At 65.3% G+C, this 25879-nt stretch carries 32 protein-coding genes and 3 tRNA genes; 18 read left to right on the top strand and 17 right to left on the bottom strand.

Going from position 1 to position 25879, the window contains the following annotated elements:
• Positions 1-5 precede the first annotated feature (5 nt).
• Complete coding sequence (locus tag ACFCV3_RS07670) at positions 6-809, bottom strand: LLM class flavin-dependent oxidoreductase (protein ID WP_376027236.1); 804 nt, start codon at positions 807-809, stop codon at positions 6-8.
• Positions 810-872: 63 nt separating this feature from the next.
• Between ACFCV3_RS07670 and ACFCV3_RS07675 the strand changes: the two genes are divergently transcribed.
• Positions 873-1085 carry a hypothetical protein gene (locus ACFCV3_RS07675; RefSeq protein WP_376027239.1) on the top strand — a complete coding sequence of 71 codons (213 nt, stop codon included), beginning with the start codon at positions 873-875 and terminating at the stop codon, positions 1083-1085.
• A gap of 8 nt (positions 1086-1093) precedes the next feature.
• On the opposite strand, the gene ACFCV3_RS07680 is transcribed toward ACFCV3_RS07675, so the two are convergent.
• Complete coding sequence (locus tag ACFCV3_RS07680; protein ID WP_376027241.1) at positions 1094-1894, bottom strand: MBL fold metallo-hydrolase; 801 nt, start codon at positions 1892-1894, stop codon at positions 1094-1096.
• A gap of 34 nt (positions 1895-1928) precedes the next feature.
• Positions 1929-4046 (bottom strand): MMPL family transporter, encoded by a 2118-nt coding sequence (locus tag ACFCV3_RS07685; RefSeq protein ID WP_376027243.1) that lies wholly within the window; start codon positions 4044-4046, stop codon positions 1929-1931.
• A gap of 155 nt (positions 4047-4201) precedes the next feature.
• On the opposite strand from ACFCV3_RS07685, the gene ACFCV3_RS07690 reads away from it, so the two are divergent.
• From ACFCV3_RS07690 to ACFCV3_RS07715, 6 genes are all read left to right on the top strand, one after another.
• Positions 4202-5350 (top strand): histidine kinase, encoded by a 1149-nt coding sequence (locus ACFCV3_RS07690; protein ID WP_376027246.1) that lies wholly within the window; start codon positions 4202-4204, stop codon positions 5348-5350.
• Positions 5347-5997 carry a response regulator gene (locus ACFCV3_RS07695; protein ID WP_376027248.1) on the top strand — a complete coding sequence of 217 codons (651 nt, stop codon included), beginning with the start codon at positions 5347-5349 and terminating at the stop codon, positions 5995-5997. The genes ACFCV3_RS07690 and ACFCV3_RS07695 overlap by 4 nt, the downstream gene beginning before the upstream one ends.
• A gap of 442 nt (positions 5998-6439) precedes the next feature.
• Entirely contained in the window at positions 6440-7201 is a 762-nt protein-coding gene (locus ACFCV3_RS07700) for a hypothetical protein (protein ID WP_376027249.1), read from the top strand.
• 156 nt (positions 7202-7357) lie between these two features.
• Positions 7358-7798 (top strand): HIT family protein, encoded by a 441-nt coding sequence (locus ACFCV3_RS07705; protein ID WP_376027251.1) that lies wholly within the window; start codon positions 7358-7360, stop codon positions 7796-7798.
• Positions 7795-7926 (top strand): hypothetical protein, encoded by a 132-nt coding sequence (locus ACFCV3_RS07710; protein ID WP_376027254.1) that lies wholly within the window; start codon positions 7795-7797, stop codon positions 7924-7926. Before ACFCV3_RS07705 ends, ACFCV3_RS07710 begins: the two co-directional genes overlap by 4 nt.
• Entirely contained in the window at positions 7923-8609 is a 687-nt protein-coding gene (locus tag ACFCV3_RS07715) for an HAD family hydrolase (RefSeq protein ID WP_376027257.1), read from the top strand. Before ACFCV3_RS07710 ends, ACFCV3_RS07715 begins: the two co-directional genes overlap by 4 nt.
• Positions 8610-8682: 73 nt before the next feature.
• On the opposite strand, the gene ACFCV3_RS07720 is transcribed toward ACFCV3_RS07715, so the two are convergent.
• The 3 genes from ACFCV3_RS07720 to ACFCV3_RS07730 all read right to left on the bottom strand — a co-directional run bounded on the left by ACFCV3_RS07720 (position 8683) and on the right by ACFCV3_RS07730 (position 10500).
• The gene (locus tag ACFCV3_RS07720; RefSeq protein WP_376027260.1) at positions 8683-9186 is read right to left on the bottom strand and encodes a hypothetical protein; all 504 of its coding nucleotides are present in this window, start codon (positions 9184-9186) and stop codon (positions 8683-8685) included.
• Between the two features lie 501 nt (positions 9187-9687).
• The gene (locus tag ACFCV3_RS07725; protein ID WP_376027261.1) at positions 9688-9810 is read right to left on the bottom strand and encodes a hypothetical protein; all 123 of its coding nucleotides are present in this window, start codon (positions 9808-9810) and stop codon (positions 9688-9690) included.
• 288 nt (positions 9811-10098) lie between these two features.
• A complete protein-coding gene (locus tag ACFCV3_RS07730) occupies positions 10099-10500 on the bottom strand; it encodes a VOC family protein (protein ID WP_376027262.1) in 402 nt (133 codons plus the stop codon).
• Positions 10501-11351: 851 nt separating this feature from the next.
• On the opposite strand from ACFCV3_RS07730, the gene ACFCV3_RS07735 reads away from it, so the two are divergent.
• The 4 genes from ACFCV3_RS07735 to ACFCV3_RS07750 all read left to right on the top strand — a co-directional run bounded on the left by ACFCV3_RS07735 (position 11352) and on the right by ACFCV3_RS07750 (position 14260).
• Positions 11352-11708: a hypothetical protein gene (locus tag ACFCV3_RS07735; protein WP_376027264.1), complete on the top strand. Its 357-nt coding sequence runs from the start codon at positions 11352-11354 to the stop codon at positions 11706-11708.
• A gap of 434 nt (positions 11709-12142) precedes the next feature.
• A complete protein-coding gene (locus ACFCV3_RS07740; RefSeq protein ID WP_376027266.1) occupies positions 12143-13219 on the top strand; it encodes a TIR domain-containing protein in 1077 nt (358 codons plus the stop codon).
• A 202-nt stretch (positions 13220-13421) separates the two neighbouring features.
• On the top strand, positions 13422-13805 hold the full coding sequence (locus ACFCV3_RS07745) for a hypothetical protein (protein WP_376027268.1): 384 nt from the start codon (positions 13422-13424) through the stop codon (positions 13803-13805).
• Complete coding sequence (locus ACFCV3_RS07750; RefSeq protein WP_376027271.1) at positions 13802-14260, top strand: hypothetical protein; 459 nt, start codon at positions 13802-13804, stop codon at positions 14258-14260. The genes ACFCV3_RS07745 and ACFCV3_RS07750 overlap by 4 nt, the downstream gene beginning before the upstream one ends.
• Before the next feature lie 434 nt (positions 14261-14694).
• Here the strand turns inward: ACFCV3_RS07750 and ACFCV3_RS07755 are convergent, their stop codons facing one another.
• The 4 genes from ACFCV3_RS07755 to ACFCV3_RS07770 all read right to left on the bottom strand — a co-directional run bounded on the left by ACFCV3_RS07755 (position 14695) and on the right by ACFCV3_RS07770 (position 16251).
• Complete coding sequence (locus ACFCV3_RS07755) at positions 14695-15045, bottom strand: MazG nucleotide pyrophosphohydrolase domain-containing protein (protein WP_376028707.1); 351 nt, start codon at positions 15043-15045, stop codon at positions 14695-14697.
• A gap of 6 nt (positions 15046-15051) precedes the next feature.
• Positions 15052-15354: a hypothetical protein gene (locus tag ACFCV3_RS07760; RefSeq protein WP_376027272.1), complete on the bottom strand. Its 303-nt coding sequence runs from the start codon at positions 15352-15354 to the stop codon at positions 15052-15054.
• A gap of 18 nt (positions 15355-15372) precedes the next feature.
• On the bottom strand, positions 15373-15642 hold the full coding sequence (locus ACFCV3_RS07765) for an NUDIX domain-containing protein (RefSeq protein ID WP_376027273.1): 270 nt from the start codon (positions 15640-15642) through the stop codon (positions 15373-15375).
• 126 nt (positions 15643-15768) lie between these two features.
• Positions 15769-16251 carry an SAM-dependent methyltransferase gene (locus ACFCV3_RS07770; RefSeq protein WP_376027276.1) on the bottom strand — a complete coding sequence of 161 codons (483 nt, stop codon included), beginning with the start codon at positions 16249-16251 and terminating at the stop codon, positions 15769-15771.
• A gap of 122 nt (positions 16252-16373) precedes the next feature.
• Between ACFCV3_RS07770 and ACFCV3_RS07775 the strand changes: the two genes are divergently transcribed.
• Both ACFCV3_RS07775 and ACFCV3_RS07780 read left to right on the top strand, forming a co-directional pair.
• Positions 16374-17003: a hypothetical protein gene (locus tag ACFCV3_RS07775; RefSeq protein ID WP_376027278.1), complete on the top strand. Its 630-nt coding sequence runs from the start codon at positions 16374-16376 to the stop codon at positions 17001-17003.
• The gene (locus ACFCV3_RS07780; protein WP_376027281.1) at positions 17000-18076 is read left to right on the top strand and encodes a methyltransferase domain-containing protein; all 1077 of its coding nucleotides are present in this window, start codon (positions 17000-17002) and stop codon (positions 18074-18076) included. The genes ACFCV3_RS07775 and ACFCV3_RS07780 overlap by 4 nt, the downstream gene beginning before the upstream one ends.
• Before the next feature lie 209 nt (positions 18077-18285).
• Here the strand turns inward: ACFCV3_RS07780 and ACFCV3_RS07785 are convergent.
• The 4 genes from ACFCV3_RS07785 to ACFCV3_RS07800 form a co-directional block, all read right to left on the bottom strand.
• A tRNA-Phe gene (locus ACFCV3_RS07785) sits at positions 18286-18358 on the bottom strand.
• 45 nt (positions 18359-18403) lie between these two features.
• Positions 18404-18480: transfer RNA gene (locus ACFCV3_RS07790), tRNA-Asp, on the bottom strand.
• Positions 18481-18541: 61 nt separating this feature from the next.
• Positions 18542-18614 (bottom strand) — tRNA-Glu (locus ACFCV3_RS07795).
• A gap of 73 nt (positions 18615-18687) precedes the next feature.
• Positions 18688-19827: a hypothetical protein gene (locus ACFCV3_RS07800; protein ID WP_376027283.1), complete on the bottom strand. Its 1140-nt coding sequence runs from the start codon at positions 19825-19827 to the stop codon at positions 18688-18690.
• Positions 19828-19954: 127 nt separating this feature from the next.
• Between ACFCV3_RS07800 and ACFCV3_RS07805 the strand changes: the two genes are divergently transcribed.
• A complete protein-coding gene (locus ACFCV3_RS07805; RefSeq protein WP_376027285.1) occupies positions 19955-20878 on the top strand; it encodes a hypothetical protein in 924 nt (307 codons plus the stop codon).
• Between the two features lie 16 nt (positions 20879-20894).
• Positions 20895-21245, top strand: coding sequence for a metallopeptidase family protein (locus tag ACFCV3_RS07810; RefSeq protein ID WP_376027288.1), 351 nt, complete (start codon positions 20895-20897; stop codon positions 21243-21245).
• Positions 21246-21291: 46 nt separating this feature from the next.
• Here the strand turns inward: ACFCV3_RS07810 and ACFCV3_RS07815 are convergent, their stop codons facing one another.
• Both ACFCV3_RS07815 and ACFCV3_RS07820 read right to left on the bottom strand, forming a co-directional pair.
• Positions 21292-22020, bottom strand: coding sequence for a polyprenol monophosphomannose synthase (locus tag ACFCV3_RS07815; RefSeq protein ID WP_132413941.1), 729 nt, complete (start codon positions 22018-22020; stop codon positions 21292-21294).
• Between the two features lie 102 nt (positions 22021-22122).
• Entirely contained in the window at positions 22123-22473 is a 351-nt protein-coding gene (locus ACFCV3_RS07820; protein WP_376027291.1) for an STAS domain-containing protein, read from the bottom strand.
• 245 nt (positions 22474-22718) lie between these two features.
• On the opposite strand from ACFCV3_RS07820, the gene ACFCV3_RS07825 reads away from it, so the two are divergent.
• From ACFCV3_RS07825 to ACFCV3_RS07835, 3 genes are all read left to right on the top strand, one after another.
• On the top strand, positions 22719-23462 hold the full coding sequence (locus ACFCV3_RS07825; protein ID WP_376027294.1) for an SDR family oxidoreductase: 744 nt from the start codon (positions 22719-22721) through the stop codon (positions 23460-23462).
• Positions 23459-24169, top strand: coding sequence for a DNA alkylation repair protein (locus tag ACFCV3_RS07830; RefSeq protein WP_376027297.1), 711 nt, complete (start codon positions 23459-23461; stop codon positions 24167-24169). The genes ACFCV3_RS07825 and ACFCV3_RS07830 overlap by 4 nt, the downstream gene beginning before the upstream one ends.
• An 80-nt stretch (positions 24170-24249) precedes the next feature.
• Positions 24250-25062 (top strand): M23 family metallopeptidase, encoded by an 813-nt coding sequence (locus ACFCV3_RS07835; protein ID WP_376027300.1) that lies wholly within the window; start codon positions 24250-24252, stop codon positions 25060-25062.
• On the opposite strand, the gene ACFCV3_RS07840 is transcribed toward ACFCV3_RS07835, so the two are convergent.
• Entirely contained in the window at positions 25002-25787 is a 786-nt protein-coding gene (locus ACFCV3_RS07840) for a type II CAAX prenyl endopeptidase Rce1 family protein (RefSeq protein WP_376027302.1), read from the bottom strand. The two genes, ACFCV3_RS07835 and ACFCV3_RS07840, sit on opposite strands and share 61 nt — an antisense overlap.
• Positions 25788-25879 lie beyond the last annotated feature (92 nt).

The raw sequence follows: 25879 nt of genomic DNA on the forward strand, positions 1-25879 counted from the left end.
GTGGTTCAGGCCAGTCGTGGTGGGCCTTGGCGGAGGATGGCTTCGGCTTCTGAGCGTGGGCCGGGGGCTATCCACCGGCCGACCCAGGTGGCGCCGGCCTCGGCGTACGTGGCGGGGTCGCCGTCGTTCAGGCGGACCTTGATGTCGAGTGGGGTGTTGCGGTCGGCGCGTAGGGCGCTGATGTCTTGTGGGGTTAGCTTTTGGGGTGCGGTGGTGGGGCCTTTGTAGGCGGTGGAGCCGTCCCAGCGGAGGATGCGGCGGCGGACCGCGGGGACGAGAAGGTTGCCTCCGACCCAGATGGGAATGCGGGGATGCTGCAGCGGGCGAGCGGTCAACTGGGCGCCGGCTAGTTGGTAGTGCTTGCCGTGATGGTGAACGGGTTGGCCGGTCCACAGAGCAGTGATGACTTCGAGTGATTCGTCGAGCATCTCGGCGAGCACTCGTGGGTCGGTGGGTTCGCCGGCGCCGGCCAGGAACGGGTCACCCGGGTCGCCGATTCCGACGCCGAGGATGAGTCGGCCGTTCGACAGGTGGTCGAGGGCAACTGCCTCGGCCGCGAGCTTCCACGGGCGACGCCGGGGCACGGGTGTGACCGTCGTACCGAGTTTGATCCTGGACGTAGCCGAAGCCATGGCTGCCAGACAGATCCACGGATCGTACGTCGGCTGGGACGTATCGCCTTGGTAGGCCAGATAGTCCTCCAGGAACACGCCGTCCCAGCCGCAGTCCTCGGCCATCCGCGCGAGCTCGGCCAGACCGCGCGGATCACGCCCCGGCCCCACCGCTCCGAACGTCACAGAGAATCGCATGGACCGACGCTAGCGACCGCAACCGACAGAAACGTCAAACGTCGGACCCGCTAGGGTTTCCTCATGGCTGGCGATCCGGTCGCGGAACTCCTTGCGGAGGCATTGCGCGACCTTGTTCGTTTCGTTGACGAGCGCCCGGACGACGCGACGGCGGACGACGACGTACGAGCGCTCGAATCCGTCGCCTACGTCCTGGATCAGGTGCCTCCTGAAGACCGGTCCCGGATGCGCGCTCTGCTCGGGCCCGAGTTCGTGGCGACTCTCGGCTGGATCTGAGCTCTGCACTACTCGCGCGCTCTCCAGTTGGCCAGCTGCTGGACCTGCCCCGTGTGGATGTCACTGACCCAATCCCAGCCAGTCGGCGGCTGGGTGACGCGCGGGTCCTCGAGCGCAGACCCGTCGCGCAGGGCCTGCACGTACGCGCGGTCCTGCGCGATCCGGGCGCGTACATCGCCGCCGACCGACCCATGCCCCGGGATGATGACACCGACGTCCTCCGCCACACTCTCGAGCCGCTGCAGCCCAACGAGGTAGTCCTCGATCGGGTCGGCGTCGAAGTCGAGCATCGGCACGAAGAGATCGGAAAGCATGTCGCCGGCCACGAGAACCCCACTCTCCGCCACGAGCAGCGCCGCGTGACCCGGAGCATGTGCCGGATGCTCGATGATCCGAACCGTCGGACCGTCCCACGGAATCTCCTCCGCAGGCAGACCCGTGATGAGACCGAACAGCTCCAGCGACATGTCGTCGACACTCTCCGGAGGCAGCCCCTCGGTCACGCGTTGCTCCCAGTCCGCCTTCGACCGCAGCTCCTGCATGAACGCCGCGCAGCGCGGCGTACCGTAGCGGGGCGCCGCACCGAGCCGGGCGTGCCAGAGCACGTGATCCCAGTCCGGATGCGTCGCGAACCCTGCCACCACAGGCTGGCCCATAGCAGTCAGATCGTCGGCCAGGCACGCCATCTCAGCGTCCGTGATCCCGGCGTCGATCACCAGCACACCATCCCGGCCTTGCACCACAGCGGTGTTGTTCTGCAGCAACTCGCTCTGGTGGACCAGCACGCCATCCGCAACCTGCCTCAGCATGAGCCCCTCCTCCACTGGTGATCTGCTGATTGTGCTACTCCGCACCGACAGTTTGCTGCTGGAGGGCCGGCCGCGGCGCGCGCCGGGCGAACCACGCAGGCATCCACCAGTTCGCGTCACCCAGCAGCTTCATCAAAGCCGGTACGAGAACCAGCCGTACAACGGTTGCGTCGATCAGTACGGCGGTCGCCAGGCCGAGACCGAACATCTTGGCCGTCGGATCGTTGGCCAGCGAGAAGCTGACGAAGACCGCGATCATGATGAGCGCTGCTGAGGTGATCACGCGACCGGTCGTCGAGATGCCGTGGATGGTCGAGGCGGTGTTGTCACCGGTCCGGACGTACTCCTCCCGGATCCGGGTGAGCAGGAAGACCTCATAGTCCATCGAGAGCCCGAACACCACGGCGAACATGAACATCGGGATGAACGGAAGGATCGGGACGGTCGTCTCCAGCCCGATCAGATCCGCGGCCCAGCCCCATTGGAAGACCATCACGATGACGCCGAAGGACGCGCCAATGCTGAGAAGGTTCATCAGTGCGGCCTTCAGCGGTACGACGATCGACCGGAACACCAGTGTGAGCAGCACAACCGACAGCAGGATCACGGCGCCGATGAACCAGGGCAGCCGGTCGTTGACCTTCGCACCGACATCCGCCAGCGTCGCGGTCTGACCACCGACATGAGCCTTCGCCGGGCTGTCCCGCAGTACCGAGGGGAAGACCTCGGCGCGCAGCCGTTCGACCGTTGTCATCGTCGCGTCGTCCTGCGGACCAGTTGTCGGTACGGCGATCAGCGTCGCGACGCCCGCCGTGGAGTTCACCTGAGGGGGAGCGACCGATGCGATGCCCCGGTCGGCCCGGATGGCGTCGTACAGGGGTTGGACGACGCTCGGATCGCGCGAGACGTCGACGGCGATCACCAGCGGACCGTTGCTACCGGCACCGAATCCGGCGGCGACCAGGTCGTATGCTCGGCGCTCGGTGCGTTGGACGGGGAGCGCGCCGTCGTCCGGCGTACCGACGCGAAGCGCGAGCACAGGCGCGGCCAGAGCCAGCAGGAGGACGGTCGCGCCGACGGCATAGACGGCCGCGTGCCTGGACACATGGCCCGCCCACCGGTGCCACCCCGAACCAGGAGTCGACCGCACCCGGCGTACCTGAAGGCGGTTGATCCAATGCCCGGCCAGCCCCAGGAACGCGGGCAGCAACGTGAGTGAAGCGAACACCATGGTCAGCACGATCAGGGAGATGGCAATGCCGCCGGCGGTCATGAACGGTACGCCGGCCACCGCCAGCCCGAGGATCGCGATCACCACGGTGCCACCGGCGAAGAGCACGGCCCGTCCCGCCGTGGCGACAGCCCGCCCGGCCGCCTCCTCGACCGCCATCCCGGCGGTCAGGAACTCGCGGTGCCGGGTGACGATCATCAGCGCGTAGTCGATGCCCACGCCGAGCCCGATCATGCTGCCGAGCACAGGCGCCCAGGCGGGCAGGGCGATCAGATGGTTCACCAGGGACAGCGAGCTGACCGCCAGCGCGAGGCCGAACACCGCCATCCCGACCGGCAGCCCCATCGCGATGATCGATCCGAAGGCGAGCAGCAGGATCACCATTGCCGTGATCAACCCGACCGCCTCGGCGAGACCTGCTTGGCCTTCTTCGAACGCGTAGAAGAGATCCCCGCCCAGCTCGACCCGCAAGGGCTCTTGCGTCGATGTCAGTGTTTTGAGCTGCTCGAGATCGCTCGGCTCGAGCTTGTCGAGCACCGGATACTGCAGCCGGATGAGCCCGACCTTCCCGTCCGGCGAGATCACGGGATCGCCGGCCGCCAGCACGTTCGGCAGCGCCGCTGCGGTCGACCGGACCCGCGTGAGCGCGGCCTGCAACTCGGGCGCGTTGAGCTTTGCGGCTGAATCTCGCGGGGTGACGACGACCTGGGCGGTGAGCCCGGCCTGGTCCGCTCCAGCGGCCGACAGCAGATCGGTCGCCGCCTGCGAGTCGACACCTGGCGCTCCGAACGACTCCTCGAGCTTCTTGCCGAAGGCACCGGATGCCGCGACCACGAGCGCCGCGATGACCAGCCACGCTCCGATCACCACCCAGGGCCGGCGAGCGGCGTACCGGCCCAGTCTGTACAGGTTCGACCTCATCAGGGTTCCTTTCGGCGAGAGTTGGGTTCAGCCTGCGGTCGAAGGGCAGGGCGCCACCTCGGGCGATGAGCCGGACTTCCCTCGACCGATCAGCCAGGTCGCGTCCCGTACTTTGAGCCGATACGCCGAGGTGCCGGAGTCTCTACGCTGTGGGCATGCTGAGAAACGCCGTCCGCTCGCTGCTACGCGAGCCGCGAGCACCAGACCCGCCCAGGAGGGTGTGGCGGGACTGGGTGCTGCTCGGCGGCCTACTGATAGCGGCCGTGCTGGAAGGCGTGTTCCGCGAGGACGTGGTCTGGCGTCCCGTCTCGGTGGTTTTGGCTGTGGCAACCGCGTTTGCGCTGCTCTGGCGCCGTACCCATCCGTTGCAGGTGGTGGTCGGCGTCTTCAGCGTCTTGATCCTGTCCAACTTCGTGGTCCTGATCAGCGGGATCGAGCCGTTGGGCCTGTACTCGATGCTCTGCGTGGTGTTGTTGCCGTATGCGCTCCTGCGCTGGGGATCCGGCCGCGAGGTCCTGATCGGCCTGGCGTTCGTCGTGACTGCACTCGTGTCGGGCACCGCCGCCGACTTCCCCGGGTGGGGCGAAGCGGTCGCCGGCAGTATGTTCCTGCTGTTCCCGGCGGCACTGGGCCATGCGGCCCGCTACCGGCGGACCGCCCGGCTCCGCGAACTGGACCAGGTACGCCTCCGCGAGCGCGAACAACTGGCCCGCGAACTGCACGACACAGTCGCCCACCACGTCTCGGCCATCGTCATCCGCGCCCAGGCCGGCCGAGCCGTCGCCGCCACTCGCCCGGAAGCCGCAGTCGACGCGCTCACCATCATCGAGACCGAGGGCACGCGCACGCTCGCCGAGCTGCGGACGATGGTCGGTCTCCTGCGCGACGACGGTACGGCGGCGCTCGTTCCGCAACCCGGAGTCGCCGACCTGGAGCGGCTCGCCGCCAGCGCGGGGGACCACCCGCGAGTCCGGGTCGAGCTGTCCGGCGACCTCGACGACCTCGGCCCGGGGGTCGGTGCCGCGATCTACCGAATCGCCCAGGAGTCGATCACGAACGCCGTACGGCACGCCCGCCAGGCCACCCGCGTCGACGTCCGGCTCACGTCGTACGGCGACTCCCTGCGCCTGACCGTCCGCGACGACGGCGAGCCCACCTCGGCCCCCGGCAACTCGCTCGGCTACGGCCTGGCCGGCATGACGGAGCGCGCCACCCTCCTCGGCGGCACCTTCACCGCCGGCCCCGCCCCGGACCGCGGCTGGTCGGTCGACGTCGTACTACCCCGAACGGCGGTCCGCCGATGACCATCCGCGTCCTCGTAGCCGACGACCAGGACCTAGTCCGCACCGGCCTCGCCATGATCCTCGACGCCCAACCCGACATCGAGGTCGTCGGCCAAGCCGCCGACGGCGTCGAAGCCATCGAGTTCGCCCGCCGCCTACGCCCCGACGTCTGCCTCCTCGACATCAGAATGCCCGGCCTAGACGGCATCGCCGTCACCCGCGAACTAGCCGGCCCCGGCGTCCCCGACCCCCTCCCCATCGTCGTCATCACCACCTTCGACCTGGACGAATACGTCTACGGCGCCCTCAAGGCCGGCGCCCGAGGCTTCCTCCTCAAAGACGCCGGCTCCGACCTCCTGGTCCAAGCCATCCACGCCGCAGCCAACGGCGACGCCCTGATAGCCCCCAACATCACCGCCCGCCTCCTGGCAGCCTTCGCCGAACCCTCCCGCACCCCCGCCCAACCCACCGACCCCCTCACTCCCCGCGAAGAAGAGGTCCTCCTAGCAGCCTCCAAAGGCCGCACCAACGCTGAGATCGCCGCAGACCTCCACATCAGCCTCAGCACCGTAAAAACCCACCTAACCAGCGTGATGGCCAAAATAGGCGCCCGAAACCGAGTAGAAATAGCCATGTGGGCCTACACCACCGCCCGCCTCAAACCCTGAGCATCTATCCCCCGCAGCAGCTACGCCCACTCCTACGTCGCACGCTACGCAGCCGCCCCACCCACCCCAAGTCCTCGCGCGCTCCGCGCGCCCTCGCGGGCTACCGCCCGCCCCGACCGCTCTGTGGCTATGCGGCGATGGCTTTCGGACTGAGCTGGGGACTTGCACCAGCGGATCGTTGGCATCACTCGTCATTCTCATCGAGCTGCTCGACGTAGTCGCCTCGGGATGTTGTGGGCTAGGCGTACCGAAGGACTGGTTGTAGTGATCGAAAACGCCCGGAAGAGCGAGCGCCTACGCCTGACTGCCGCAAGCAGGGCCTACCTCTACCAGTTCTTCGGTACACCCAGTGGACTACGCAATCCAGCTGCACTCAGTCGTGCGCCTAGGTAGGGTGGTCGTTCTCCTAGTGGCAAGGCTCAGAGCCCCGAAAGCGACGCCCGTGACGAACCCACCCGCGCCAACGACGCTCGACGATGCGCTGAAGCGCGTGGCGCGTGCGTTCCGCGGGATGACTGCTCGCGCCGACGAGATGAATTGCGAATGCCATTGGGGCAGCGCAGAGGAACTGGCGAGCCTCAAGGTTCCGGACGTAGAACTCGAGCCGGATTTGTTGCGCCGCACTTGGCAGGCTCCGGACTGGAGCGACCACGCCGCCATCCTGCGCCGCATCATGCCTCAGCTGACAGCCGCTCTCGCCAACGGCGCTGTCAGCGACTACGACCTTCGGGACCTTGGCTACTCGTTCTCTCGCGGCAACTGGCAGCAATGGCCCGCAGAGCAAGCTGAAGCTGTCCTCGGTTTCCTGCAGGCCTGGTGGGCCCACTGCCTCACCGCGGCCACCGCGCCAGCGCCGGCCCACGAAGCGTTGGCCCTCTGCGTCGAGGCCTCAGGTAGCGCAGGCCCCTGGCTCGCATCGTGGGAGTCGATCCGGCATCCCATGGCTGACCAACGCCTCGCCGAAACCATCGCGCAATGGGATTTCGACCTGCTTCAGGACGACATGTTCTGGTGGACCATGGACGACCAGGAAGGCAAACGCCAAGAGCTCACCACCTGGCTGCTCCGCCACGCCCCAAGCCGCATCGGCGACCACGGCGACCCCGCCCATCTCCGAAACGTCCTACGTCTCCTGGCGATCCCCGGCCTCGCCCGCTACGACGACCCCCACTGGCCGTTTCCTGCCGTTCGAATCGACGGCTAGGCACGAGAGAGCCGACCACGAATGTTGTGGCCGCTGCGGTCGAGGAGGCGACTGCCTGAGCTTCGCGTTGAACAACTACAACGGACCGGGCTTCGTGATCGCCGCCTGGCATCAATTGCATCGCGCTCGTCTGGATGCACTGGAAGTATTGCGCGCATGACACAGACCGCGACGTCAACGACGCAAGGGTGCATCTTCTGCGCCATCGTGGCGCGCCAGGCCGAGGCCAGTGTGGTGTACGAGGACGAAACCGTTGTGGCCTTCATGTCCCTGCACCCCGTCACACCCGGCCACCTTCTCGTCGTGCCCCGCAAACACGCGGTGGGCCTCGAAGACCTCGACGCACCCACGAGCACTCACGTCTGGTCAGTCGCCCACGAAATGGCCCGAGCGATACGGCGCTCCGCCATGCCCTGCGAGGGAATCAACGTCTTCCTCTGCGACGGCGAAGCCGCCTTCCAGACAGTCTTCCACTTCCACCTCCACGTCATCCCCCGCTACCCAGGAGACGGCTGGACCATCATCCCCGACGAGGTGGAACGCGAGAGATCCTTGCTGGACAACGACGCCCAAGTCATCAAGGACGCCCTCGTATGAAGGCAACGATCTTCGATGCCATCGGCAACAATCCTGCTCGGTCCGACCGCGCGGTGAGCGACGTAGACCAGGCCCACCATCGGTGCAACAGCCTTTGGGACAAACTCGACCGGACCCACGAGCCGTGACCGCCGACGCGCTGGCCGCCATCCTCCGTCGCAGCCCGGTGATCCTGCTCGACTTCGACGGCCCAGTCTGCTCCGTCTTCGCCGGCCACCCCGCGGCCCAGATCGCCGACGACCTCCGCGCACTCGCCTACGACCAACTCGGCCTACTACCAGCCGCCCTCGGAGGCCTGCCGAGCCCCCACGACGTCCTCCGTGAATGCGCAGGCGTCTCACGAGACCTAGCCCTAAGCATGGAGGAGACTCTCCGCAACGCCGAGGTCAAAGCCGTCCAGACCGCCACCCCGACGCCCGGCATTGAACAGTTCCTCGCTGCCTGCCAAGAGACCGGGCACCAGCTAGCGATCGTCACCAACAACGCCGCCGCCGCAGTCCACGCCTACCTAGCCCGATCCGGCCTCGCCGACTTCATCCAACACATCGAAGCCCGCGACCCCTCGGACCCAACCCTCATGAAGCCCAACCTCCACCTGATCCACAGAGCCGCCCAAGCCCTCGGAGTATCCCCCGAAGCGTGCTCACTAATCGGCGACCAGCCCACCGACATCCGAGCCGCCCAAGCCAGCGGAGCCGCCAGCATCGGCTACGCCAACAAGCCCGGAAAGTCCGACGCCCTAACCGCCGCCGGAGCCGACGTCATCATCAACAACATCTCCGAACTCACCGCGGCCATCCGGGCCCGCTGAGCTGCACCCCAGCTCGAGGTTCAAGGGGGGATGGTTGGAGTCGGGCATTGCGGCGAACGGCGGCGCCCGATGCTCAGCTGTCGGTTGCTGCCAGCCAGTGCCTCCAGCTGGCGAGAGTAACCGCCATGCCGCGATCATCGAGTACTGCGCTGACGTATCCGGCTCGCAGCCGCACGAGCGGATCGGGTGACGCCGCCGCTTCCCCGAGCAGGTTCCGGAGTTCAGGACTGTCGAGGCGTCGCGCCAAAGCCGCGTACCAACGGTCCTCACACCAGTGCTCGCGATTGACCGCGGCCATCACGAGGTCGATCAAGGCCTCCTCCCAGCCCAACGGGCCGGCGTTGATGAAGCTGCGGAGGATGCTCGCTTTCATCCCCCACGGTGACCACGGTGCCGCGCTTCGCCACTCCTGCTGAAAGCTGACTTCCCACTGGAGGAACAGAACCGCATAAGGCACTGACGCTGCGTCGTCGAGTTCCCGGTAGCGCGCAGGGATGAACTCCCCAGCAACGCTGTAGAGCGTTCGATCGATGGCGTTGTTCTGCATGGCGAGCGCTTGGTCGTACTGCGCGGTCAACCTCGGTGAGTGTGAAAAGTCGAAGCTACGACCGTTTTCGAACCATAGAGCGTTCGACCACCGAAGCCCGTCGGACCATGTAGCTACGAGGTCGGCGTGCCGCTCCAACGCTGCCCGCCGACGAACGGGATCTGGATCCGTCAAATCAAACAACCAACGATGACTACTTGATGGCACCGGCTGCACGCCTGCAGCCTGCCAGAACCTCACGCGGCAAAGGAACTGGTTATCAGATACGCAGCTTCCTTCTGGTATGGCGCCGTCGTTGGCCGGGTGGGGCGTACGCAAGAACGGGTAGTAGTGAGCCTCACGGGTAGCACGGACGGCAGCCAGCGCCTGCCGGTCGCCTGAAGTGGCGACCTCTACCAGTTCTTCCGTACACCCAGACGGTGGCTCAGATAGTGGGCGTAGCTGGCACGACGGGGTGACTGCTCAAAGTGGTGGGCGGGGTGTGCGCGGTTCTCATGGCCTCACGCGCACACCCCGCCGGCCTGGTGAGGGCTACTCCTCGTCCAGCCATTCCGCGCCGTCCGCGGTCCGGTGGTAGCCCTCGTGGTCTCCGAGGATGCACGGCATACCGGTGTTCGGGTGGAGGCCATCGCAAACATCTGCGGTGCCATTCATGGGTTCAGCTTGCTGACAACATGGCGTGAAAGTGGGACTACTACGCGATAAGTGTTCACCGAATCGCGGGAGACGACGAGTTGGCCACGAAGGCGGCCTCGACCAGGCCGTGGCGCTAGGTACGTCCGGCCTCAAGGAAGGCCGTCAGAGCAAGCCGCCTCTTCAGATGATCGCCACAGAACTCGACCAGGACCTGCGCCAACGCTTCCCGGCGAAGTTCTGGTCGTCGAGTTCGAAGACCCTTCGCGGCCACTGAGGAATACCTCGTCATCTGTTCGTGCGGACGAGCTACTCCGTGGGCTCCTTCTGACTTCTTCCGACGCCTTCGTGTAAGAGGCAGAATTCGTTGCCCTCCGGGTCGGCGAACACGACCCAGCCTGTGCCGTTGCCTTCGAGTTGCCGTCGGTCGTCCACAATCGTCGCGCCCAGGCCCAGCACTCGCTCGACCTCCTCGTCGCGGGTCTTGCCGGGGTCGGGCCGTAGGCACAGATGCACGCGGTTCTTGACGGCCTTCGGCTCCGGGACGCTCTCGAAGTACAGGGTGACGCCGTTGGCGAGCAGGATCGTGGCCACGGGATCGCCGGGATGATCGTCCTCAGCCAGCGGGCGACCGGTCACCCCACTCCAGAACGACGCGATCGCGTACGGATCAGCACAGTCGAACGCAACGTTGTACACACTCAGGCTCATACCGCTCGAAGCTACCCAGACCGAACAGGCTCTGCACGCGAATATCACCAGAGCCTGCCTAGACGTGCTCAGGACCCACAACGCGCTGCAAGCGAGGGAGCGTCTGGCGGCCGGCGCAAAGTAGGCCGATACCGGCTACATCTTCACGACCGATCGGTACGCCGATCGAGCCGGACAACCTGCGCGGTTGCCCCGTCCATGACCTCAGCAGGACTCCTCGTCTGACGCCCACGGGACTCGGTTGACCAATCCTGCGACCCACTGAACGTTGTGACGGTGAGAACCCGATGGCTGGTCGTCCTTGCGCCAAGGGCTACCACCGGGCTACCACTGCGACAACACGGGTGGACGATTGCCTCTGGCGCAGCTCCACCTCTGCTTGGCCGTGCGGGTGTTTGCCCGTCACCAGCACTCAGCTGGGCATCTAACCTGGACTAGCACTGCCGTAAGTCCAGGTTAAGCAGACAACCTGGACTTAGCGTGCCGAGGATCCAGGTTGAGCAAGCAGGTCACTCCACCCGCTTCTGGCTGGATCTGACGAGCCCCCAGTCGCTGCCTCGCCTCAAGTGACGTATCGCACGTGGAGCGAATGCCGGCAGGCAACCGCGGACGTGCGGCAGGAGAAGGCGCGCGATAGCACGCTGGGGAAAAGAAGGTCCCCTCCGAAGTCGGAGAGAGCGAAAGTGGTCAGGGGCGGTCTCGAACCGCCGACCTTCCACTTTCAGTTCAACAGCGCTTCCAGCCGGGATTGCAGGATCGTCGTCCACGCGGGGCTTGCCGCCGTACTGCGGTCGTCACTGGCGGCCGGTGTTGCTGGACCTGTCGCTGGGCCTAGCGGAGATGATGATCGGATGGACCTCATCGAGATGAGCGAGCGCGAATACTGGGCCTGCGTGGCCAGGCGCCCCGGGATGTTCATCGGTCGAACCACCCTCCCTGGCCTGGAGGCGTTCTTGGAGGGGTACGACCAGCACTCCTTGCGCCATGGCGGTCCAGGCCTGAGTGGCTGGCTGGACTGGCTGGTGGAGAAACGCGGCCAGGAATGCAACCACGCTTGGCCCGGTCAGGTGCGTCACCTCGCGCTTCCCGACGGATGGGGCAGCGAAGGGCTTTCGGCTGACCAGGAGCAGCACGTCATCAGGGTGCTGTTCGAACTACTCGATCAGTTCCTCGTAGACCGAGAAGCGAAGGGTGCCACGATGTCATAGCGCACCAGCAGCAGTTCGTGCGGGCTCGAAAGCCCTCAGTTCGACAGCGGCCTGAGAACCGCGCGCCTGCGGTATTGCACTTGCGGGTCCCCCGGTTTCGTACCAGGGCGGCGTGATGCTGGCTGTTGCGGTACTGGTTGCGGCACCGCGCGGCATTCAGTCTGGGAACCGACCTTTCTTCCTGAGCCCACCGCTCGACGGTGCTCCCGCTCAAGCGGGCAATCGAGAGTCGAGTGACGGTCTCTGGCTGACCGCTGCCCACCCGCTCGGGCACGGGCGATGCCGCGCCGAACGGCCCGGATCGCCGGGTTGAGCGGCCGGGCCTTCTGGCGCGATCGGGCGCTGGCGATGCTGAGCTGAGTTGGGTGCGGCTTCGGTCTCAGGTGGGTCGCCGAGGAGTATGACCAGTATCCGTCACCTGAGATGCTGACCACATGACGAGAGATCCCTCCGCCTTCACATATGATGTGGCGCTCTCCTTTGCGGGCGCGGAGCGCCAATTTGTACAGGAGGTCGCTAACGGCCTGAAGTTAGCCGCCGTTCGGATCTTCTATGATGAAGATCAGACGGCAAATGTGTGGGGGGAGAACCTTGTAGAGTTGTTGGACAAGGTCTATCGGGAGGAGTCTCGGTATGCCGTCATGTTCGTTTCCAGAGCCTATTCCGAGAATATGTGGACCAAGCATGAACGCCGGAGCCTTCAGGCGCGAGCGCTTCGCGAGAAATCTGCCTATATACTTCCGGTTCGAATTGACGACACAGAACTGGATGGACTGCTGCCGTCCATTGCGTATCTCGACGCGGCTCGCTTTGGTTCTGTTGGCATCGTAGAGCAGGTGCTCCGAAAGCTCGGCCACCACACCACGCCGACGCCCCTATGGTCATCAGGTGTGCCATCATCGCCGGATGCCTTGCAGAGACTCGTTACTCAGCGCCCGCCCGGCTGGGAGTATCTGCTTTATGCGGGTTCGCTGATACGAGCCCGCGACCGGGTGGAGGACAAGTGCCGTGATCACGCTATCGGGTACGTTCGGTCGACGGGCATCCATCTTGACAGCTACGCCGATGCGAACGTGGCGATTAAGCAGGCAATGGACAGGGGCCAGCATCTGGTACAGCAGTTTATGCGTGTGCTGGACCCTCAAGTACAAGAGGGTGCGTTCGGGCCGCCGGGCTATCCCGGTAACCCTGAAATGATCATGCACATCGCCAAGCGATTTGGTGATGTTTATGAAGGGTTCATAGACACTGCGGCACAACTTCGTGGCACCGCCATGCCCGACGAATATTCTCGGCTGAGAGACATTGTATCTCGATTCTATGACCAGCCGATTTGGCGCATGCGATCCTTTGTGGATGAGTTTGCGTGGAGCGTTCACGATCTTCCACAGCGAATCGAGCGGGGTGATCCAGGTATTGCGATACGGATGGAGGTCACCTTAGAAATCCCTGATGAACTCGACAAGGCAGCCACAAAAGAGTTCAAACGTTTGCAGCGCCGGATTAGATGACCGCTCAAACGCGTGCGGATTCTCGATCGCCAGTCGAGAACGTGTACATTTAGTGGCGAATCGGTATCGCTCCACACCTTCCAATATGCATGACCATTGCCATATGATGCACGCGTTGCCCGTTCGATCGTAAGATGGCCTCAAGATGGCTTCCAGGGCGACGCGGCGTGGTCTCTGTTGGGTCAGTGGAGGGGTGAGCGGAATGGCTGCACGTGTATTTATTAGCTTCGACTATGATCATGACGCCCGTCTGAAAGACTTCCTAGTCGGTCAGTCCCGGCTCGCGGACTCGCCCTTTAGTATCGCGGATTGGTCAATCAAGGTCGCATCGCAGAACTGGAAGATTGAGGCGAGGAAGAGGATTCGAGCTAGCGATGTCGTGGCTGTCATATGCGGGCTCAATACACATACTGCAACCGGCGTCGCCCTGGAGTTGTCGATCGCGCAAGAGGAGTCAATTCCATACTTTCTTCTTAATGGCTACAAGGATGCGACGGGGACTAAGCCAACTACTGCGAAGTCGAGTGATAAGCTCTACAAGTGGACGTGGGACAACTTGAAGACACTCGTGGAGGGTGGTCGGTGACCACTCCCGGTGTGCCGGATCCAATGACTGTAGACCTGTACAAGCTCGCGGTAGAAATGGCGGACCGAATTTCAGCGCGTCGGGCGACGGCCAATTCGTTCTTCCTGACGGTCCAGACTGCATTCGTTGGCGTAGTTGGCCTGGCTGCACCCTCGCTTGTCAAGTCACCGTGGTGGGCGAATGGGGTGGTTGCGGTGGCCGGCGTGGCGCTGTCGGTGTCCTGGTGGCTACAGTTGCGTAGTTATCGCGATCTGAATCGGGCAAAATTCAACGTTATCCTTGAACTGGAAAAGCAGTTGCCACATCAGGTATTCGCTGATGAGTGGAAGTCGCTAAAAGCAGATCCGATTCGCGGTTTGCGCGGCCGTTACGCAGAACTGGGTGCGGTCGAGAGGTTTGTTCCATGGGTCTTCGCGGCGCTATACATCCTTCTCTTTATCGGCAAGGTAGTCTGATGGCCTCCTATCTCGACGACGATGCCGCACTTATCCGAAGCTTGCTCGACAGATCGACCGATCCGCCGCCGGATTCCGACTTCTTATTCGTGATCTATGCGGTTTTGATGCGCTCGAAAGGTCAAAGTGTGACCGCAGCTGACGTGCACGATGCTTGGTCTGCTTGGATGCAGTCGAGGTCGCATAGTCACAGATCCGTTGTGCCGTTCGCCGAGTTGCCGTCGAATGTGCAAGACGAAGACCTGCCATATGTAAACGCAATTCGAAACGCGGCCGCTATACGAGCACGCCAGTCGAAGTAGTTCGTCGGGAATGGGGTTGGCGATCATTGCGCAATCTCGTGGTCACAGCCCCGCAAGTCAGGACGGCCATCGGCTGGCCGATCCGTCATCGAGCCGTTGAGTTTCAGGCGTCCGGTGCAGTTTGACTGGCGATCACCTGGCAACATCAGGAGGGCGATGCCTGTCGCTCTTCTGGACCTTGCCGTTGCGCTCGATCGGCCGGCCGTCGTGGTCGAGCTTGACCATGTTGGCTTGGTGGATTTCGGTGATGATGGCGTCAAGGTTGATTCCGTAGCTGATGGCCGTTCCGTACGCGGCATAGACGACGTCTGCCAGCTCGTGGGCGATCTCGACCAAGTCGCCGCCCTGGGCTGCCTCGGCGACCTCACGGACTTCCTCGTCAAGGATTCGCTGGCGGGCTTCGGCGAGCTCAGGTGCAGGGGCGTCGGGTGGTCGGGGTGTGACAAACCGAAGACCTCGTGGAACTCGCGGACCTTCCGCCAGGGTGACTTACTCACCGGCGGAGGTCTGCCGATTGGCCGGTACGGTCTCGGTAGTCTTTAGCTCGGGTCGGCGGCCGTACTCGGAGTAGATCGGGGAGCCTTGCGCATGCGCTTCTTGGGCGCGAGCGATCCGACGGACCATGGACGGACGCATTCGGGGACTGGCCCCGTCGAGGGGCATGAACTGGAAGCGGCGGGCTTCGGTGTCGTCCAGGGTGATTTGGGCGATCTGGTCGTCGGTGAGGATGCCGCCGTCGAAGATGAACATGATGCCGTCGAACCACGGACCCGAGGTCGGGATCCAGTCCACGACGAGCGGCGGGCCGATCTAGATGTCGATCCCGATTTCCTCGCGAGCTTCACGACGAACGGACTCTAGTGGCGACTCGTCGAACTCGGTTACCCCGCCAGGAATCTCAAGGGTTGGCTTGTAGACAGCCTCAAGGAAGAGGATCAGACCCTCGCTGTTGCGGACGAGGGCACCCGCCGCTGTTGTCTTCCTCGGCAGTCGGGCCGCGATGCCGGGTTGAACTCTTTCTCCGGCTCGCCATCGGCTGCTACATCGGCGTCGCGGTACGGGTGGGTCATTTACCTGCACCTTCTGGGTTGAGCCCGCTTCGATCTAGGAAGCCTGGCCAACCGCGTGGTCGCCAATGGGCAGTTGTCCACCCGTCTTGAGCTTGTGGTTGGGGTCAGCGAGGCTGTGCATTGGCCGTCTGCCGAGCTATCTGTGGTCCGCGAAGTAGTTGGTGAGCATTTCGGTGGGCCAGGTGGGTTCGTGGATGGGGCCTCGGGGGCCGAAGTCGGTGAACCAGGGTTTGATGTCGAGGATGGGGGTGCCGGCTACGGCGTCTAGGTCTTCGACGTGGAGGTCTAGGCCGTCGACTTTGAGGAGGCGGCAGCGGGAGACGCCTAGCCAGTTGAGGCGGCGCATGTTGCGGTGGGCGAAGACGCCTGCGGCCGGCCAGTCGGGGTTGTTGCGGGCTGGGCGGGCGCCGAGGTGGAGGTCTGATTTGTCAGTTAGGTGGAAGTGGAAGACGACCTCTATGTGGGAGAAGTCTTCGAGGCCTTTGGTGGAGTCGGGGCCGAGGCGCGGGTCGTCGATGCGGATGATTGCCTGGGTGCCGCCCCAGTAGTCGTCGGTTGGTTCGACTCGGCCGCCGATGACGTGGGCGACGGGGTGGAGAGTGATCGACTGGTCGGTCATCGTTTCCCTTGCTGGTAAGGCGCTGTCAGCGATCGACTGCGGCGAGGTATCGGGCTGCTCGGCTGTCGAGCTCGGAGACTGAGCGGATGCCTTTGGCTCGGTAGACGGAGAGGCTGGAGCGCATGTCGCGGACGGCCTGGCGCGCAGCCATGGCGGACGCGCGGGTCAAACCGCATCAGCTCGCTGTCGCCACACGCTGTGGTCTGCAGGTGCCCGCGACGCTCATCACCAATGAGCCGGAGGTGGTAGGCGATTTTGCGCGATCGGTGGGTGGCAGGATCATCACCAAGTCCTTGGCGACGATGGTGACCGTCGACGATGAGCACGGGAGTGGCGTGTTGTACACGGCCGAGGTCGCCGAAGATCTCTGGTCGGACCCGAGAATCTCGGCAACTGCGCATCTGTTCCAGGAGCTGATTCCGGGCGTTGACGTTCGGATGACCGCGGTCGCCGGCCAACTCTTCGCCGCCGAGATCCATCCCACCGACCCAACTGGGCCGATCGATATCCGCGCCCACCATGAGCAAGTCAGCTACCGGGTTGTCGACGTGCCGGCGGATGTACGTCGGTCTGTTCTCGACCTGCTCCGGGAACTTCGGCTGACCTTCGCGGCTCTCGACGTTCGAATCGTGCCGGGACGTGGCTGGGTGTTTCTCGAAGCCAACCCCAACGGACAATGGGCCTTCATTCCAGAGCTTCGTACCCCGATCGCCCAGGCGATCACCGATTTCTTGGAGAGCAGTTGCCGATGAGCGAGCCGACGTCGAGCGAATACCTCGGCAAGATGGTTGCCGACCTTGTAGCCTGCGGCGCGCTGGTCGATCAACGCTGGCAGGCGGCGTTCATGGCGGTGCCTCGCCATCTGTTCGTGCCTCGCTTCTATCGCAACGACCAACAGGGCAGCACGGTCGTTGATGAGGCCTTCGGAGACGAGTGGCTGGCGGGCGTCTACTCGGATGTTCACCTGGTGACGACAGAGGATGTGCGTTCCTCGTCGACAGCGCCGAGCTTGATGGCGCGCATGCTGGAGGCCCTTGAGCTCGAGGGTGGCGAGAGAGTCCTCGAGATCGGAACCGGCACGGGCTACAACACAGCTCTCTTGTCGGAGAGGCTGGGCGCTGACCACGTGACAAGTGTCGACATCGATCCGGACCTGGTCGCCCAAGCCAAGGAGCGGTTGAATCGCGCGGGATATTCCCCTCGCGTCGTGGCCGCCGATGGAGCCGATGGCGACCCGGACGCCGGCGTGTACGACGCCGTGATCGCCACCTGCCGGCTCGACTACATCCCCCAGGCATGGCTGAATCAGCTCCGGTCGAACGGAGCCATTGTGACCCCGCTTGGTGCCGGCGTTGCCGTGCTGCGCAAGACCTCAGCCGGCGACGGTGCGACTGGCCGTTTCCTGTCGGCGTCGGCTTACTTCATGCCGCTACGTCATCAGGCTGCTCCGGCTCTCGCTGGAGATCTGATTCGGCTGGCATTGCACGGCTCCGGCGATACACGCCCATACAAGTTCGGTGCGTCTATCCACTCCGACAACGAGGCCCGCTTCTGGCTGGATCTGACGAACCCTGAGGTTCGTCCGGCAACCGTGGACGGCGTCTCTTTGTTCTTTCGTCCAGACGGCTCCTGGGCCCGCCTGGTCGACGATCAGGTAACCCAAGGTGGACCCAGCAAGGTCTGGGACGACATTGAAGCCGCTTACACGACTTGGCTCGCCGCAGGTCGCCCGTCTCGTGAGCATTACCGCTTGACGGTGAGCGGTCCGCAGCAGGAGGTCTTCCTTGGGGATAGCACCGAACCAGTTCTCCGGCTCAAGGCCTAAGTCCCTTGGCCGAGTGCTCGCGGCTATCGCCGGCGTGCGGTAGGCGAAGGAGCGCGCGATAGCACGCACCGCCGAGGGCGGGCGGGTGCGCGCGTAGTGGGCGCGGGTGAGGAGCGGAGCGACGAGGGAGCGACCGCGTAGCACGCTGGGGGAGATTAATCCTCAAAAGAAAAATCCCCCTCCGGTGTCGGAGAGGGTGAAGGTGAAGGTGGTCAGGGGCGGTCTCGAACCGCCGACCTTCCGCTTTTCAGGCGGACGCTCTACCAGCTGAGCTACCTGACCGGGGAGAAAGTTTGGCGGCGGTGATTTCTCACCGCCCCCTTCTCCTGGCGACCCAGACGGGACTCGAACCCGCGACCTCCGCCGTGACAGGGCGGCACGCTAACCAACTGCGCTACTGGGCCAGGTTGACCTCGATGATCTTACAGCATCTTCGGGGTGGTTCTGACACTGGCCTTTCGACCGTATCCCCAACGGGATTCGAACCCGCGTTACCGCCTTGAAAGGGCAGCGTCCTAGGCCACTAGACGATGGGGACTCGGACCCGCGGGAGCCGAAGCTCCAGGGACAGCCGTAAGCATAGAGGAGAGTTTGCCTGCTGCCAAAACGAGTTAGTTGGTGGCGTCGGGGGCGGTCAGCTGGGGGTATTGGGCAACGAAGCGGGTGTGGAAGGACAGGGCGGGGAGGATGTGGCCCTGGGGGCGGGCGGCGTCGGCGACGGAGTAGGCCCAGAGGGCGGTTCGGAGGCGCTGGGTGGGGGTGCCGTGGTGGCCGGGGGCGGTGAAGCCGCAGTCGCCTACCTGGAAGAAGACCTGGCTGAACTGCTGGACGCGCTTCCACTGGAGGGCGGCGCCGCGGGCGTGGGTGAGGAAGTACGACGCGAAGCCGTCGGCCATGAGTTCGGCCCACCGGGTGGCTTCGGGGGCGGGGAGGTCGGTGCGCATCAGGTTGTCGGCGAACTGGATCTGGTGACCGAATTCATGCGCCAGGATCGCGCGGGGTGCCACGTCGCCCAGGCCGACCTTGGCGAAGCCGTCGAGGACGCCGTCGCCGAGCACGATGCGGCGGACTGCGGTCGGGTACCCGGGGATGACCTCGCCGCCTGAGGCCGCGTAGGCGTTGAAGGTGAACACCGGCAGGTCGCCGTAGCCGAGGGCCGGGGTGTTCAGCTGGTCGGCGATCAGCTGGCCGATGGCCTGCGCCGAGGCCGGGGCGACGCCGTACAGGGCGGTGAGGACGCGGGCGCTCACTGCCGGGTTGAGGAGGGTGTGGCCGTGGGCGGGGACCAGCTCGATTCCGGTGGACGGGATGTCCCAGAAGGTCCGCAGGCTTCGGTCCGTGCGGTCCACCTGGGAGGTGAAGTCACCGTGGGCGCCGTACGTGAACGGGCCGCTCTGTGGCAGGTAGACCGCATCGACCATGGCGATGTCGAAGAGCAGCACGAGTGTCGCGGCCAGGCGTTGGTCCTGGGTCCAGCTCGTCGCGTCGGGGAGGACTGCGGACAGTACGGGCGGCGGTGCGTCCGAGCACTCGTACTGCGTCGGGTCGATCGCGGCCAGTGCAGCGTCCTGTACCGAGCTCCGAGACAGGCCGAGCCGTTCCTGTCCGGCCTCGGCGAGTGCCTTCAGCGCGGGCAGTTGGTCGGATAACACCGGTACGGCGACCGGGGCCGCGGTAGCGCTGCCCGGCGCAGCGAGACCGAGGGTGAGGCCCAGTACGGCGACCACCGGCCAGACGAGGCGTTTTCTCATTGAGGACTCCTGTGACGCGTGGGGAACAGAGCACGGTCAGTATTGGCCGCTCACACCCCCGGTACGAGACGCCGGCGGTGTCAGAAACCGGCATGGCGGGAACCTGTCGCCGGTGGTACACAGAGGCATGGAAGCGCTTCGCGCACTAGACCTCTCACCGGAGGCAGAGAAGCTCTACCTGGAGCTGCTGCAGCACCCCGTGGAGCACCCGCAGCCGCAGTACGTCGACGAATTGGTCGCACTGGGCCTCGTGGAGCTCTCAAACGACGGTGTGGTCGTCCGCCCACCCAGACTCGCTCTGGACGCACTGGCCGAGCAGCACGCCAGAAGGGCCGCGCTGGTCCGAGAGAGCGGAGAGGTCCTCACGGAGCTCTGGCGGGCGGCCTCCGGCAAGCATGACCACTTGGAGCTGCTCCCGACGTACGACGCCGTACAGTCCGTGATCGACTCGGTACAGACCGATGCGCAGCACCACGTCCGAGCCATGACGATGGGCACGATCATGGCCCCGCGCGAGATACAGATCGTGACCGGACTGTTCGATGCGCTCAAGCGCGGCGTCCGGTACGACGTGATCTACGGAGCGCACGTACTCCAGGACGCGGCCGCGCTCCACATGGCCCAGCAGTGCATCGACGCGGGTGAGCAGGCGCGGGTGTTCCCGCGGGTACCGCTCAACCTGACGCTGGTCGACCACCGCTGGGCCCTGGTTGCCGCCCGCTCCGCGGAAGCCCGGCCCGAGTTCGTCGCGATGGTGGTCCACGAATCGGCGCTGCTCGAAGGCCTCGAGGGAATCTTCGACGCGCTCTGGCGGATCGCCGTACCGATCACCAACACCACCGAGCTGAACGACGTCGAGGCCGGACCGAGCCTGGAGAGCAAGCGGCTGCTGACCTACCTGAGCGCCGGCCTCACCGACGAGTCGATCGCACGGGAGGTCGGGGTCAGCGAACGGACGATCGCGCGCCGGATCGGACGCCTCCAGGAAGCCCTCGGTGCGCAGACGAGGTTCCAGCTCGGCGTGCAGGCGTCCCGGCAGGGCTGGCTGTAGTCCGTACGCTGGCAGTGTGATCGAGATGACTCGGGCGGACTTCGAGGTGCTGGTGGCTGAGGCGCTGGACGAGGTACCGGGTGAGCTGGCGGCGTTGATCGACAACGTGGCGATCTTCGTGGAGGACGATCCGCCGGCCGGGGACCCGGAGCTGCTCGGGATCTACGAGGGGATCCCGTTGACCGAGCGCGGGCACTACTACGGCGGGGTGCTGCCGGACCGGATCACGATCTACCGGAATCCGACGCTGCGGATGTGCGAGACCGTCGAGGACGTCGTGGATGAGGTGAACATCACGGTGGTGCACGAGATCGCGCACCACTTCGGCATCGACGACGCCCGGCTGCACGAACTCGGGTACGGGTAGACCGCCGTACGGCGCGAACGTCGTACGGCGGTCAAAAGGCAGCAGCTCAGGAGCGGCTGAAGAGCAGCTTCCAGGGCATCAGGGCCGACTCGAGCTGGACCCGCAGGCTCATCTTGGAGACACCTTCGGTGCGCTCCTCGAAGTGGATCGGGACCTCGGCGATCCGCAGGCCACGCTTCACCGTGCGGTAGTTCATCTCGACCTGGAACGAGTAGCCGTTGCTCTCGATCGAGGCGACGTCGATCCACCGCAGCGTGTCGGCCTTCCACGCCTTGAAGCCGGCGGTGGCGTCCTTCACATGCAGCCGCAGCAGCGCGTTCACGTAGAAGTTGGCCCAGGCCGAGAGAGCCCGGCGGTGCCAGCCCCACTCGGCGGCCGCGGAGCCGCCCTCGACGTACCGGGAGCCGATCACGAGGCCGGCGTCGGTGGTCCGCAGGGTCTCCACCATCAAGGGGATGACCGAGGCGGGGTGCGACAGGTCCGCGTCCATCTGGATGACGATGTCGGCGCCTTCGTTCAGCGCGCGGGTGATCCCGGCGATGTACGCGCGGCCGAGGCCGTCCTTGGTGGTGCGGTGCAGTACGCCGATCTTGTCCGGCGATTCCTTCGCCAGTTCGTCGGCGACGTCACCGGTACCGTCGGGGGAGTTGTCGTCGACGACCAGCAGTTCGAGCCCGGGCAGGTTCAGGTCGGACAGCAGCCCGGCCAGGACGGGCAGGTTCTCCCGCTCGTTGTAGGTCGGTACGACGATCACGATCTTGGCTAAGTCACCCATGCCATTCCTTCTTCGGGGGATACCGGACGCTACCGCACCTAACGGTCGAGACCGTGACGCGGTACGCCGGAAGCCCGTGTTGCCCGCGGCAACCCGCCGGACTCAGAGCTCCGCGAGCGCTTCCGAGGCCGAGGCGAAGATGCGGAACTGGCCACCCAGGCCGGTGACGGTGAGTGGGCGATCGACCGGACGGCCGACGCCGACCAGGGCGAGTGTGATGTTGTGCCGGCCGGCCAGGGTGCGGGCCTCGACCAGGTTCCCGAGGCCGGCCGAGCTGAGGAACGTGACGGCGGAGACGTCGATCAGCACCAGTCGCGCCGGTGGAGCGACGGCGGCCCGGATCGATTCGGAGGCGAAGTCGGTGGTGGCGATGTCGAGCTCGCCGGACAGGCGCACGAGCAGGACGCCCGGCTCCAGCTCTTCGGTGACCGCGTCGAACGTCGTTCTGATCATTTCGCCGTCCCGCGGCTCAGGCTGGCTTGTCACGCCGGTCTCTCCCCCGGGCAGTCCTGCGCCGCCGGTCCGTCCTGGCGGGTTGTACTGCCCTGGGGCAACCGTATGCCCCCGCGGCTTAACGTCACAACGCCTGCTCGACGGATAACCCCGGAGCGTGACCTGCCTGTTGTGGAAGCGCTGCCAGAAAGTCAAGCCCTGTAACGACGACGCGGACTGTCCCTGCCGGATGGTAGACAAAGAGCATGGGCGTACTCGACGGCAAGGCAGCTCTCGTCACCGGTGGTTCCCGGGGGATCGGCGCAGCGATCGTACGGCGTTTGGCCGCGGACGGTGCTGTCGTCACCTTCACCTATCTGAACAGCGAAGCCAAAGCGGCCGATGTGGTCGCGGAGGTGAAGGCGGCCGGTGGTCAGGCCATCGCGGTGCAGTCCGACCAGGCCGATGTGTCCGCGGTGCCCGAGCTGTTCGAGCGGGCTGCCGAGCCGACCGGCACGCTGGACATCTTCGTCTGCAACGCGGCGCTGGCGACCATCGCGCCGATCGCAGATGTCACCGAGACGATGTACGACGAGCTGTTCGCGACCAACCTGCGTGGTCCGTTCTTCGCGATCCAGCGGGCGGCTCAGGTGCTGCCCGACGGCGGCCGGATCATCGCGCTCTCGACGCTCAACACGGCGATGCCGGTCCCGACCGTCGCCCTGTACGCCGCCAGCAAGGCCGGGCTGGAGCAGTTCGTGAAGATCGCCGCCCGCGAGTACGGCGCCCGCGGGATCACCGTCAACTCGGTCTCGCCGGGAGCGACCGCGACCGAGATGTTCTACGACAACAACCCACCCGAGGTCCAGAACATGCTGATCAGCGTGACCGCTCTGGCCCGGGTCGGTGAACCGGCCGACATCGCCGACGTCGTCGGTTTCCTGGCTGGTCCGGACAGCCGCTGGATCACCGGCCAGAACCTCCGGGCCAGTGGCGGCATGCTGATATGACCCTGACCGCAACCACTCTGCTTGCCGAGATCGACGACGCCGCGGATCCCCAGGTGGCCGAAGTCCTCGAGCGCTACTTCCAGCTCCAGCCCGGCGGCTACGGGTACGGCGATCAGATGGCGGGCGTGAAGCTCTCGACGATCCGCGGCCTGCTCAAGCCGTATCTCCGAGCCGCGGTCCCGCTCGAAGATCTCGAGCAGGCCCTGACCAGCCCGATCCACGAGCACCGGCTGGCCGTCCTCTGCCTGCTCGCTGATCGAGCCGGCAGAGGTAATGAGCGAGAAGAGATCTACGACCTCTACCTCCGCAGCACGGCGTACATCAACAACTGGGACCTGGTCGACTGCAGCGCCCCCGAGATCGTCGGCGGCCATCTGGTCGACAAGCCACGTGACGTCCTGACGAGCCTGGTCCATTCGGAGTCGCTCTGGGAACGCCGGATTGCCCTGGTCGCGACCCACTGGTTCATCAGACGTGGTGAGAGCGAGGACATCTACCACCTCGCACCCGAAGTCTTCGACGACCGTGAGGACCTGATCCACAAGGCGGCGGGCTGGATGCTGCGCGAGGCCGGCAAACGGGTGTCCGAGGAGGAGCTCCGGGTCTTCCTCGACGAGCACGCACCGGCGATGCCGCGGACCATGCTGCGCTACGCGATCGAGCGCCTCCCGGTCGACGTTCGCGCGCACTACCGCGCACAGCGCTAACTGTTCGGCCACGCTCGAAAGGACTGCATCACCCGGTACGGCGGATCTACCGTGAGCGGACCCGATGAAAGGCCCGCCTCATGAAGCTCATCCGTCTGGCCGTGCTGGCGGTTCTGGTCGCCGCCGGCCTGTACGCCGCGCCGACGTCGGCCTCCGCTGCCGACCCGCCGATCTTCCAAATGCCGGTCCCCTGCGGCGAGACCTGGACGATGTCCACGCACAGCGGACACAACCCGCGGGAGAAGCTCGATCTGATCAACAGGTCCGGCCGGACCCATGGGGCACCGACGCTGGCCTCGGCTGCCGGAACGGTCACCGTCTCGGCCTACGTGACGGACGCCGGCAACATGGTGGTCATCGACCACGGCGACGGCTGGCAGACCCGCTACCTGCACCTCGACACCCGGACCGTCGCGGTCGGCACTACGGTTGCCTTAGGCACCCAGATCGGCACCGTCGGCAACACCGGCACCAACTCCAGCGGATCGCATCTGCACTACGAGCAGAAGCTGAACGGCACCGTCCTGCAGCCCAAGTTCCGCGGCGTCCAGGTCCCGCAGAAGACGGCGTACTTCGAATACTGGGAGACGAGCGAGAACTGCAGCGGTCCCGTCGCGACCAAATTCTGGGTGGACACGTTCCAGGACGGGCCCGGCTACGCCTCTCCTGGTGTCAACCCTTCGACAGGCACGCTGAAGAAGGGCACGAGCTACGTCTACTGCCGGGTCGAGGGCCCGGTGGTCCGCGTCGGCGACAGCTACAACAAGTGGTGGCTGAAGACCGACCTGGACGTCGGCCCGGCCAACCAGTACGTCTCAGCTTTCCACTTGGCTCATTGGGGTAATGACGAGGCCAAGGACAACTGGGGCCGCGATATCAAGAACTGCACGTAGTAGACGAGGGCGGCGAGCACCAGGTACGCCGGGACGAGCAGCAGCACGTCCTGGCTGATCACGCTCGCCGACCAACCGGAGTCGCGCTTGGCGCCGTCGATGGTCAGCCGGTTCACCGTGAGGAAGGTCAGATGCGTTGCGACACTGGCCCACAGTGAACCGGTGGCCACGCGGGCGGCGATGAGCGTGAACCCGAAGATCGTCAGCAGGAACAGGTACGAAACGAGGTCCTCTCCCGGGGGCGCGAAGCTCAGCTCTTGGGTGTTCTGCTCGAAGATGGTCCCGAGAATGAGCTGCACCGCCGACGAGATCCCCGGCACGAGCAGGAACAACGCCGTCGTCCCGATCGCAGCCAGCAGGCCGCGGTACCGCGATCGCAGCGCGCTCCAGGTGTGACCACGCAAACTGAGCTCCTCCGGCAGAGCCTCGAGCAGTAGCGCGATGATCGTGTTCGTCAGCAGGAACAGCAGCACGCGATGCAGGTCGAACCGGCCCCAGCTGATCCAGCCGGCGAGCGTGCCCGCGCCGAGCACGACGGCCGCACTGCCGCCGGTCACCAGCAGCCCGTTGAGCAGTCCGCGAGCCGCGTTCCGTAGTCCCAACTCCTGGCGCCGGCGGAACGGCCGGATCAGCAGGATGGCCACCACCGCACACACCACTGCCGGCACATACCGGTTGTGCACCGCCTGGGACACCGTGATCGAGCACCCCAGTGCAAACCCCATCGCCGCGGCTCCGAATGCCGCCCGCCACCACACGTTCACCCCGTACCTCCCCAGATCGCTTACCGGCGAGCATATCGCACGACCGTGTCAAA

It is taken from the genome of Kribbella sp. NPDC056345 (assembly GCF_042262745.1).
Lineage (GTDB): Bacteria > Actinomycetota > Actinomycetes > Propionibacteriales > Kribbellaceae > Kribbella.

Excerpts from the sequence above, each read along its gene's own strand:
- ACFCV3_RS07705 (WP_376027251.1), top strand. The coding sequence starts at position 7,358 with ATGACACAGACCGCGACGTCAACGACGCAAGGGTGCATCTTCTGCGCC.
- ACFCV3_RS07800 (WP_376027283.1), bottom strand. The coding sequence starts at position 19,827 with ATGAGAAAACGCCTCGTCTGGCCGGTGGTCGCCGTACTGGGCCTCACC.
- ACFCV3_RS07735 (WP_376027264.1), top strand. The coding sequence starts at position 11,352 with ATGGACCTCATCGAGATGAGCGAGCGCGAATACTGGGCCTGCGTGGCC.
- ACFCV3_RS07710 (WP_376027254.1), top strand. The coding sequence starts at position 7,795 with ATGAAGGCAACGATCTTCGATGCCATCGGCAACAATCCTGCTCGGTCC.
- ACFCV3_RS07670 (WP_376027236.1), bottom strand. The coding sequence starts at position 809 with ATGCGATTCTCTGTGACGTTCGGAGCGGTGGGGCCGGGGCGTGATCCG.
- ACFCV3_RS07690 (WP_376027246.1), top strand. The coding sequence starts at position 4,202 with ATGCTGAGAAACGCCGTCCGCTCGCTGCTACGCGAGCCGCGAGCACCA.
- ACFCV3_RS07820 (WP_376027291.1), bottom strand. The coding sequence starts at position 22,473 with ATGATCAGAACGACGTTCGACGCGGTCACCGAAGAGCTGGAGCCGGGC.
- ACFCV3_RS07725 (WP_376027261.1), bottom strand. The coding sequence starts at position 9,810 with ATGAATGGCACCGCAGATGTTTGCGATGGCCTCCACCCGAACACCGGT.
- ACFCV3_RS07695 (WP_376027248.1), top strand. The coding sequence starts at position 5,347 with ATGACCATCCGCGTCCTCGTAGCCGACGACCAGGACCTAGTCCGCACC.
- ACFCV3_RS07780 (WP_376027281.1), top strand. The coding sequence starts at position 17,000 with ATGAGCGAGCCGACGTCGAGCGAATACCTCGGCAAGATGGTTGCCGAC.
- ACFCV3_RS07830 (WP_376027297.1), top strand. The coding sequence starts at position 23,459 with ATGACCCTGACCGCAACCACTCTGCTTGCCGAGATCGACGACGCCGCG.
- ACFCV3_RS07740 (WP_376027266.1), top strand. The coding sequence starts at position 12,143 with ATGACGAGAGATCCCTCCGCCTTCACATATGATGTGGCGCTCTCCTTT.
- ACFCV3_RS07675 (WP_376027239.1), top strand. The coding sequence starts at position 873 with ATGGCTGGCGATCCGGTCGCGGAACTCCTTGCGGAGGCATTGCGCGAC.
- ACFCV3_RS07680 (WP_376027241.1), bottom strand. The coding sequence starts at position 1,894 with ATGCTGAGGCAGGTTGCGGATGGCGTGCTGGTCCACCAGAGCGAGTTG.
- ACFCV3_RS07745 (WP_376027268.1), top strand. The coding sequence starts at position 13,422 with ATGGCTGCACGTGTATTTATTAGCTTCGACTATGATCATGACGCCCGT.
- ACFCV3_RS07730 (WP_376027262.1), bottom strand. The coding sequence starts at position 10,500 with ATGAGCCTGAGTGTGTACAACGTTGCGTTCGACTGTGCTGATCCGTAC.
- ACFCV3_RS07825 (WP_376027294.1), top strand. The coding sequence starts at position 22,719 with ATGGGCGTACTCGACGGCAAGGCAGCTCTCGTCACCGGTGGTTCCCGG.
- ACFCV3_RS07840 (WP_376027302.1), bottom strand. The coding sequence starts at position 25,787 with ATGGGGTTTGCACTGGGGTGCTCGATCACGGTGTCCCAGGCGGTGCAC.
- ACFCV3_RS07805 (WP_376027285.1), top strand. The coding sequence starts at position 19,955 with ATGGAAGCGCTTCGCGCACTAGACCTCTCACCGGAGGCAGAGAAGCTC.
- ACFCV3_RS07775 (WP_376027278.1), top strand. The coding sequence starts at position 16,374 with ATGTCGCGGACGGCCTGGCGCGCAGCCATGGCGGACGCGCGGGTCAAA.
- ACFCV3_RS07835 (WP_376027300.1), top strand. The coding sequence starts at position 24,250 with ATGAAGCTCATCCGTCTGGCCGTGCTGGCGGTTCTGGTCGCCGCCGGC.
- ACFCV3_RS07815 (WP_132413941.1), bottom strand. The coding sequence starts at position 22,020 with ATGGGTGACTTAGCCAAGATCGTGATCGTCGTACCGACCTACAACGAG.
- ACFCV3_RS07685 (WP_376027243.1), bottom strand. The coding sequence starts at position 4,046 with ATGAGGTCGAACCTGTACAGACTGGGCCGGTACGCCGCTCGCCGGCCC.
- ACFCV3_RS07770 (WP_376027276.1), bottom strand. The coding sequence starts at position 16,251 with ATGACCGACCAGTCGATCACTCTCCACCCCGTCGCCCACGTCATCGGC.